Raw genomic sequence first — 9,430 nt, 5'->3', positions numbered from 1 at the left:
CCCTGGCTATGCGTCTGGAAGTAAATTCAGGCAAGTACATAGAATATGTCTACACCCTTCAGGGCAATACCTTTCTGGTTGATCTTGATGTGAATACGCATGGGATGCAGCAAGAGATTGCAGCAAATGTGAACCGGTTTGATATCCACTGGCAGCATGATGTCCCACGTCAGGAAAAGGATCTGAAAAACGAGCGCATCAATACCACCATTTTCTATCACTACATGGAGGATGGGGAGACTGACCACCTCTCGATGAATGACGAGGATGATAAGAACCTTGAGGCCAAAACTTCCTGGATCGGGATGAAGCAACAATTCTTTACGTCCGCATTGTTATGTAAGGAAGGTTTTGAGAAACCCATAGGTCTCTCGGTCAAACCATATGAGGAAGGAGAGGAAAAGTACCTGAAGCAGGTGACCGCAGAATTGTCTATTCCGTACGATCATCAGGAAAAGGAAAGCCAGCACTTACAATTTTACTTCGGCCCAAACCATTACAAGACCCTCCAAAGCATGGATGTGGGTATGGAGAACATCATACCGTTGGGTTGGGCGGTTTTTAAATGGGTGAACAAGTACTGTGTGATCCCGGTCTTCCACTTTCTGGATAGCTTTAACATGAGCTATGGCGTGATCATTCTCCTGCTGACCTTGCTCATCAAACTGGTGCTGTTCCCATTGACATTTAAGACCTATCTGTCCGGTGCCAAGATGAGGATTCTGAAACCGGAGCTGGAAGAGTTGAACAAAAAGTTCAAACCGGAGGAAGCCATGAAGAAGCAACAGGCAACCATGGCACTTTACCGCCAGGCAGGTGTGAATCCACTGGGTGGATGTATCCCCATGCTTCTTCAAATGCCTATTCTCTATGCCTTATTCCGGTTTTTCCCGGCATCGATCGAACTTCGTCAGGAGTCATTCTTATGGGCCACCGACCTGTCGACCTATGACTCCATCATGACCCTGCCATTCAAGATACCGATGTATGGCGACCATGTGAGTCTGTTCACGTTGTTGATGACGGCTTCCATATTTCTTACCATGAAGTACAACACCGGTCAATATGGAGGGAATGAACAAATGGCCAAGCAAATGAAGATCATTATGTACATCATGCCTATTTCGTTCATGTGTTTCCTGAATAACTATTCCAGTGGATTGACGTACTACTACTTCACGGCAAATATGATCACCTTCTTCCAGCAGTTCATTATCAAGAAATTTGTAGATGAAGATGAGATACACCGTAAGATGCAGGAGAACAAGAAAAAACCGGCGAGCCAGAAGAAGTCTAAATTTCAACAAAGATTAGAAGAGATGGCGAAGCAGCGGGGGATAGATCCCTCGAAACGGTAGGTTAGCTGTCGGGCAGGCCATTCTCCTGGTGGGAAATGGAATTCAGATTACCATGCGTACCAGTCCAAATATCATGGTGAAAACCGAAAAGATGATCATAGAGTTCCTTGAGGACGATCTTGTGCATATTAAGGTACTGGAAGGAATGGAAGTGACGGTGGATGACATCCAAAAGATGGAGGAGGTCGTGGAGGAGCAGGGTGGTGGCAGGCCCTACCGTAACCTGATCGTTGCGGAAAACTATGTGACCACCACATTTAAAACCGTGCGGTATATGGGGACCGAAGAAGCCAACCGCCTGACCATCGCCGATGCCTTTGTGATCAACTCATTGCCACAGCGCATCATGGCAAACTTTTACCTGAATGTTGTAAAGCCATTAAAGCCTACGAAATTCTTCAAAACAGAAGAGGAGGCATTCAGCTGGTTAAAGCAGTTCGAACTACAGAAGTGAGCGCCTCAGCTTGCTTTTAAGCATCCAAAACATGATATTGGACCGATCCTTGTAGGTAAGGAAGTACAGACCAGATAGCCCATGAAAATCCAAACTTTTTTATTCGCCTGTATTGTTTTGAGTTTAACATTTGGTTCTTCCTGCCATTCAGGGAAGAAAGCCACAGGCGATGCCGTAAGTCAGTCAACTGAAGATACACCGCAACCGGATGGAGACATAAAGGTCAAGGATAAAATGGTTGAGGATGAAGATTCCCTGTTTGCCAGTATCTCCAGAAGTCCATGCTTCGGCAGATGTCCTGAATATGACCTGCGTATTTACCGAAGTGGCTATACCATCTATGATGCTAAAAGATTTACAGATACGGTCGGCGTCTTTTATACAATTCTGCCCAGGGAAAAACTGGACAAGATCAAGGAGTACGCAAATGAAATCGGGTATTTCGAGATGGAGGATTCCTATGATAATCAGTATGTGACGGATATTCCGGGTGTGGATACCCGCTGCCATTTTGATGGTAAAGACAAAAGCATTCACAACCGTTATCAGGGACCCAGGGAACTCTCTTCATTTGAGAAGTTTCTGGACGATCAGGTAAAGGATGTGGAGTGGAAATTGTTAAAGCGACCGCAGGATTGATCTATTCGAGGATGCGGACCTCTACGCGACGGTTACGTGCCCTGCCTTCTTCCGTTTCATTGCTTTCTACTGGAACGGTGTCTCCGTAGCCCAACACTTTTACCCGATTTCCTTCAACGCCATGGTTGATGAAATAATCCCCCACCACACGTGCTCTTTCCTTTGATAACTTCATGTTGAATTCCGGTTTGCCGCTGTTGTCGGTATGGCCGGCTACCTCGATCTGGAAACTTTTAACACGCTTCATATAATCAATGAGCTTGTCGAGTTCCTTGCGGGACTCCTGAAGGATCACCAGCTTAGAGCTTCCTTTTTCAAATTCAAACTGGATATTTCTGACAGCGAATACATCCGGTGTTACATCTTCCGGAAGTCGTTCTTTCCGTTCCATTTCAATCATTAACTCCAGCCTTACGCCAATACGAATGGAGTCCATTCTTACCGGGACATACAGATCGTTTCTGACCTCCAGGATATACGTCGGATCGCCGAATAGCCTGGCCCTGAATTCCCCGGCAGAAGTTGATGATGCGTGAATCTCTTTTTGATTGCTGTAGGTGTCTCTGAAGGTAATTTCTGCCATGATCGGTTTGCCGGTCTGCACATCCGTGACAGTACCGCTTACAATTCCGAGTGGGGTATACGGCACAGGATCGCTCTCCTCCAGCTTCATCACGCTGGGTAACTGGTAAGAAGACATGTCCACTTCGTAAATATCATTGTCTCCCATTCCTTCAGGCTCGACGGAAGAGTAATAAGCCTTCTGGCCGTCTGAAGTCAGGATGAAATGCACATTGTCATCCACTGTATTGATGGGATATCCGAGGTTCTCCGGTTCGGACCAGTGTCCGTCTTCAAAGACCGTCATGAAAATATCATAACCTCCCATGGAATGGTGCCCGCGTGAGGAAAAGTAAAGTGTTTTTCCGTCTGGGTGAATGAACACACCGATTTCGTCTTCGGCAGTATTCACTACCGGCCCCAGGTTTTCTATATGGCGTACATCATTCTCATCGCGATAGCTTTTGTAAATATCACCACGACCGTATCCGTTCTTTCGTTCGCTCACAAAGTACATCACCTTGCCATCGGGTGTCACGCTTGCCGAACTTTCAAAATAGGAAGTATTGATGCCTTTTCCGAGAGAAACCGGTGTAGACCATTTTCCGTTGTCTGCCTTTCTTGAGACGAAGATATCCCCGCTTTTGGTGCGATTAGGGGTGTTCTTATAAACGTATATCTGTGATCCATCCGGAGAGATGCTAAGGGACGCGTCATGATAATTGGTGTTCAGGGAGCCTTTGAGATTGGTGGCTTCCGTCCAGGTTTGACTGCTGTCCATATACTGAGAATAGTATATGTCTTCGTAGTACTGATGATCGTTGATGTCAATGGCCTTTCCTGTGGTGTTTGGTCTTCTGGAAGTGAAAATGAGTGTTTTTCCATCGGCGGTAACGGAAGGACTGTATTCGGGATACTGGGTGTTTATGGCTTTGTCCATATTCTCGATGGTTACATCCACCGGGTGAAGCATCATATCTTCTGCATAGGATACCTGATCCAGGTATGTGTTGACAGGGTCATCCTCAATTTTTTCAGGAAGAAGGCCATACCTGTAGAGGTTGTAGTGCTTCCTGGCACTGTCAAGTACGCCGGCATAATGGAATGCCTGTCCGAGTTGAAAGTGGATATCTTCTGCAACCATTGGGTCCAGTTCGTGGGCTTTGTTCAGGTAGGTTATGGCTTCCTGTTTGTTGCCAAGCTTAAGCTCCGTAAGGCCGAGTTTATAATTCAGGTAGGCATTTGTTTCGTTGTTGGCGTATAGCTCCTGATATAGCGCCAGTGCTACGTTGTGATTTTTTTCTTTGTATGCGCGCTGGGCCTTCCACATTTTGACAATATCCTGCATGGAGAAATTCTGATCGGGACTTTTAACGTATTCAGGCTTTGCTGTAACCTTTGCCCCGGGTCTGTAGAGTACACCCAAACCTACAAAGCTGTATTTGTCATTTTTGCTGCCAGTCTCAATCCAGCCATCCAGTTTGTCGGTGGCGGTGATGCGAAGACCTAGTTCCGCACTCACGTCCAGCTTAGGTGTAAGCTGATACGCTACTTGTAAACCAAGGGGGACAACAACTTCCCTTGTTTTTCCGGTATTCGCAATACCTTTTCTCAGATAGGATACCGGTTGCTGATCTTTCAGTTTGTAGATCTGACTGTCAAAGGTCGCAAATCCTATGGTGGCATAACCTTCTACCCGGACTTTCCGGTTAGGGTTGATCACCCATGGCATGATCAAATGGTAAAAGTCAACCTGCACGCCAAGCGTTGTTTCAAATAAAGAGGTGTTAAAGTAGGCGCCTCTGCTGATTTCGTCAGAAACCAGGGTAAGATCCCGGTTGGTCCCCTGAAGCCGGCCGCCAACGATCATGCCTTTTACAGCAACTGCATTGGAAACGTTTTTCTGCAGGGAGAAGCATATTCCCAGCTGATTTTCATTCATGTTCCTCCCTATAGGCAAAAGACCATTTTGTTTGATCTCGCCATAGTTGTGAAGAAGACCGAGTGATAGACCGGCCCGGATTCCGGCAAATACCGGTTTGTGAGAAGGAGGTGTGGTATCGTGGATGTCATTGGCACGTATGCTCCCTGAAATCAAGGCTGCACAAAGAATGACGCTGATATATCTTGTGTGGATATGCATTCACTTAACTAGCTTATGGTTAAGCTACATTTTTCAATAAATATAAGAAAATCCCGTGAGCGGTTCATCTTTTGAAATTAAACTACCCTATTTACCTTGGATGCAGTGTGGGTGCCATGGTTTGAAATGCACGTAATCCCTCAAGCATGTCCCCGTCCAACCGGTAAACGATCTTGTTTAAATAATTTCTCATATCAATCGCCGATAGGTGGTCATGTTGTATCCCTTCAAGGGCTGCATCAATGGATCCGGTACCTAGTGCAAGGGCAGCTTCCATTTCAATTTCAAATGATTCATCAGGCTTGGTATTGCTCACCCAGGCAGCAAATACAAAGGGAAGTCCGGTCATTTCCATCCAGTGGGCAGACAGGTCATAGACATACCGGAACCGTGTGGCTATGCCAAATGCACGGTCGCCGATCACTACACCACCGGTTTTTCCCTGGATCTGAGACTCATATCCCGGAGATGCCTGCATCCATGACGGATTTACCTTCCAATGATCCCTTGCCAGTATTTGTACCAGTTGAACAGAGGTCATTGAATGGTGGTCCAGGAGTATGTTCTCCATCTCTTCTACAGGAACCTGACCTACCAGCAACACGGAATCTACAGCGCCCCGACTACCAATGCCATATTTGCCTACGATTCTTGCATTTCGGATATGTGGTATCGCTGCAACGGGCACCAGGCCGATATCTGCATCGTTAGTCATCAGGCGTTTTGCACATACGGATGGGATGTCAAGACTTACATCGTAACGGTCCATAATGCCGGACCTTTCCATCCCGTAGATCATGGGTCGGGTATTTAAAAAAGATACGGCGGAAATTCTGTGTGGCGTCAAGCGTTGTTGTTTTTATCCAGTTCATGAACGGCAAGGGTAGCGGCAACCACCCCGTAAGTGGGTGCTATGACCCAGCCGATAAACGGAAGGAGATAAATAAAATGAAATGCCAGCCCGTTGGCAATGCCAACCCATCGATGTCTTCTGACATAGTGAATGCTGTTTTTCAAATTCATTCGTTTTCTTTCAAGGGAATAATCGATCATCGAGAAACCGCAAAAGTAGGATTCGATGATGACAATGAGAAAGGGGCTTGCCATGCCTGCTACCGGAACAAAGGCCAGGGCGTATACCAAAAGCGAAAGGATGAGTTCCCGAAAGGCATTCCGGATGGCCAGAAGGCTTCCGCGGGCTGCATCTTTTAACAGACGGCTAAAACTGAACGGATAACGGTTGCCCGTCAGAATTTCGTCCACCTTTTCGGATAACAGCGCCAGAAGAGGTGATAACAGGATGAGCATGATGTACCGGTAAATGCTCAGGTAGATCATGACCATCAACATTCGCAGCAGAAATGACAGCAGAAAGGTCAGGGTGCCGTGGATCCAAAATATTGCACCGCTATCGGTATCCTGAAGGCCCGTCCATTCCTCAAATGCGGTCATCCATTGTCCGGTGACCGTCCAGGCAAACCAGGCGAAAATGATAAATAATGCCAGATTAATCAGTCCTGGAAAAAGGATGTATCCCCATAAACGGTGCCTGACAATGAAGCGGTGTGCGGTGATATAGGTGCTGATGCCTAACCTGAAAGCCTGAAATGGATTCATGGTGCGAAAGTACAAAGTATGCACATAGCAAGGGGTGTAGGTCAGGAAAATCAAGAATAGTGTTTCAGGGTGACATAAATCAGAAACCGGATTGATCAAGGTCAAGGAATTTGGTTGGTGGGTGATCAATCTTTGAAACAATCAATATCTGTATAACCAAACCAAAACCATACGACTATGACACTGATCAAATCAAATTTTCCTGCCTGGGCAGGAATGACTGACTTTTTCGACAATGATTGGCTGCGTGCAGGGTTCGATCAACCCATGTGGTCGCCGGCCGTAAATGTGATCGACCATGAAGGGGCTTATGAAATTGAAGTGGTGGCGCCCGGATTCCAAAAGTCTGACTTCGATGTATCTGTCGAGAACCGTGTATTGGTGGTAACCGGAAAAAGTGAGACCGAGAAAAACGAGCAGTCTAAAAAATACACCAGAAAGGAATTTAGCCTCAAGTCATTTTCAAAAAGTTTTACCCTGCCGGATGACGTGACCGATGAAGATATCAAGGCACGTTATACCGACGGTGTGTTAAGGCTTGAATTGAAAAAAACCGGGGAGAAGGCTCCCGCGAAGAAGGAAGTGAGTGTGGGGTAGATAGTAGATAGTAGATAGTAGATAGTAGGCAGTAGGCAGTAGGCAGTAGGCAGTGGGGGAGCCGTTTGCTGAGGAGAGTTAAGAATTAAGAATTAAGAATAGACAACCATGTGCACTTGGGTCATATTTTTTTCAATATACAATCCCGAAGGGATGGCATATTAATGAACCCATAAACATTGTGATCAAATTAGTTGCAACACGGTAGCCCCGAAGGGGTGACATCATAATAGATTGTATATGCATGGAAGCTTAATTATTTGTTCTACGGCAATCCCGAAGGGATGACATATTTATGAACTAATACATTGTGATCAGATTATTTGTAACACGGTAGACCCAGAGGGGTGGCATCATAGTAGGGTAACCATGTGCATTTAGGTCAAATAATTTCCAAAGTGCAGCCCCAGAGGGGTGGCATCATAATAGGATGCCATATGCATCCACGTAAATTGTTTGTTGTAACGTAGCCCCGTAGGGGTGACATTATCTATATTGATATGGAAACATTAGTCATCAGACCCAAAAGCGACTTCATGCAAGTGGCTGCCTGGGACAGTTTGTATGCGTTAACCGAGCACTGGAAGTCCGACATGGACTTCTTTAAGGATGAAATTAATTTTCTGGATATCCTCCTGGGTAAATATTTTATCTGGCTCACCAGAGACGATAATGTGCATGATGTTCAGCCGCTGCTCAAAGAGGTTGATGATATGCGGGCTTTGTGCAAAGGACTTGCCAGTCGCGTTGATTTGCACTTGTTGAGACTCTCTCATCTTATCGAAAACGCTTTCAGTCATGATGAGCAAGCGTTCAGGGATGAACACGAAAAGCTGGAAAATGACCTGGCATCTTTTACGGGTGCGTTCAGAAACCTCAAGCAGAAGGTCTTCGGGATCACTAAGAAAGTGATGGAAACAGAAAGGATTCAACATCTGTTGAGTTAATTATCTGAAAATATCGGGAAGCAGAAAATTGGAAGTAGGTTCCCTTCGGCCCTGTATGCTGTTGCTGTCAGCGTATCCTGATTTGCTTCGTGGAAATATTGTTGACAACTTTCAGCAAAGGCCCGAAAGCGAATTTACCGGTGATTGTGTACCTTTACCTTCCATGGAACTGACCCCTCTGACTGCTGTCTCTCCTGTGGATGGGCGCTATAGGCGCAGCACCGAAGCACTCGGTGCATACTTTTCTGAATTTGCACTGATCAGGTATCGCCTCCATGTTGAAGTGGAGTATTTTATCGCGCTTTGTGAAATACCTCTGCCACAACTGGCCGGCTTTGATACTTCCGTTCATGAACGGATGCGGAAGCTGGTTTCCGGTCTGACCGTGCAACAGGCACAGGCCGTCAAGGATATCGAGAAGGTCACCAACCACGACGTGAAAGCCGTCGAGTATTTTCTGAAGCAGGAAATGGAGTCCTGGGGTGTTGGCGCAGAACGTGAGTTCGTGCACTTCGGACTTACATCACAGGATATCAATAACACCGCAGTTCCGCTTTCCATTAAGGAAGGCATAGATGAGATCATTGAACCGCTGTTTGACAAGCTGATCAAAAAGCTTTCTTCCATGGCGGAAGAATGGAAGGATGTGTCCATGCTGGCACGTACACACGGACAACCGGCATCGCCAACACGTCTTGGTAAAGAGGTTCGGGTGTTTGTGGAACGGCTGCGACTCCAATGGGAAGCCGCATCAGCTGTTCCTCATGCCGCTAAGTTCGGCGGCGCCACCGGCAATCTGAATGCGCATTGTGTGGCTTACCCCGATCAGGACTGGAATGTGTTTGCAAATAAATTCATTGAAGAAGGTCTCGGGTTGACCCGGTCATTTCCTACCACCCAGATCGAGCATTACGACCAGCTGGGTGCACGGTTTGATGCACTCAAGCGTGTTTCAGTGATATGTATTGATCTTTGCCGGGATATGTGGACCTATATTTCGATGGAGTACTTCCGCCAAAAGATCAAGGAAGGGGAAGTCGGTTCATCTGCCATGCCGCATAAGGTAAACCCCATCGATTTTGAGAATGCCGAAGGAAACCTCGGCATTGCCATC

9 protein-coding genes are annotated in these 9,430 nt (G+C 46.4%); 6 read left to right on the top strand and 3 right to left on the bottom strand.

The window, feature by feature from the left end:
* The 3 genes from yidC to KDD36_13485 form a co-directional block, all read left to right on the top strand.
* A partial coding sequence (yidC, locus tag KDD36_13495) for a membrane protein insertase YidC (GenBank protein ID MCB0397663.1) occupies positions 1-1,358 on the top strand: 1,358 nt, incomplete at its 5' end.
* A gap of 52 nt (positions 1,359-1,410) precedes the next feature.
* A complete protein-coding gene (locus tag KDD36_13490) occupies positions 1,411-1,812 on the top strand; it encodes a hypothetical protein (GenBank protein MCB0397662.1) in 402 nt (133 codons plus the stop codon).
* Positions 1,813-1,929: 117 nt separating this feature from the next.
* The gene (locus KDD36_13485) at positions 1,930-2,451 is read left to right on the top strand and encodes a hypothetical protein (protein MCB0397661.1); all 522 of its coding nucleotides are present in this window, start codon (positions 1,930-1,932) and stop codon (positions 2,449-2,451) included.
* Position 2,452: 1 nt separating this feature from the next.
* On the opposite strand, the gene KDD36_13480 is transcribed toward KDD36_13485, so the two are convergent.
* From KDD36_13480 to KDD36_13470, 3 genes are all read right to left on the bottom strand, one after another.
* Positions 2,453-5,155: a PD40 domain-containing protein gene (locus KDD36_13480; GenBank protein MCB0397660.1), complete on the bottom strand. Its 2,703-nt coding sequence runs from the start codon at positions 5,153-5,155 to the stop codon at positions 2,453-2,455.
* A 91-nt stretch (positions 5,156-5,246) separates the two neighbouring features.
* Positions 5,247-5,954, bottom strand: coding sequence for a menaquinone biosynthesis protein (locus KDD36_13475; protein MCB0397659.1), 708 nt, complete (start codon positions 5,952-5,954; stop codon positions 5,247-5,249).
* A 44-nt stretch (positions 5,955-5,998) separates the two neighbouring features.
* Positions 5,999-6,772 (bottom strand): EI24 domain-containing protein, encoded by a 774-nt coding sequence (locus KDD36_13470; protein MCB0397658.1) that lies wholly within the window; start codon positions 6,770-6,772, stop codon positions 5,999-6,001.
* 177 nt (positions 6,773-6,949) lie between these two features.
* Here KDD36_13470 and KDD36_13465 point away from each other — a divergent pair, with 177 nt between their 5' ends.
* The 3 genes from KDD36_13465 to KDD36_13455 all read left to right on the top strand — a co-directional run.
* Positions 6,950-7,369 carry an Hsp20/alpha crystallin family protein gene (locus KDD36_13465; protein ID MCB0397657.1) on the top strand — a complete coding sequence of 140 codons (420 nt, stop codon included), beginning with the start codon at positions 6,950-6,952 and terminating at the stop codon, positions 7,367-7,369.
* 500 nt (positions 7,370-7,869) lie between these two features.
* Entirely contained in the window at positions 7,870-8,316 is a 447-nt protein-coding gene (locus KDD36_13460; protein MCB0397656.1) for a hypothetical protein, read from the top strand.
* A 163-nt stretch (positions 8,317-8,479) separates the two neighbouring features.
* The coding region (locus KDD36_13455; GenBank protein ID MCB0397655.1) for an adenylosuccinate lyase at positions 8,480-9,430 on the top strand (951 nt) is incomplete at its 3' end.

It is taken from the genome of Flavobacteriales bacterium, from assembly GCA_020435415.1.
Lineage (GTDB): Bacteria > Bacteroidota > Bacteroidia > JACJYZ01 > JACJYZ01 > JACJYZ01.
This window is presented reverse-complemented; position numbering and strand designations above follow the sequence as displayed.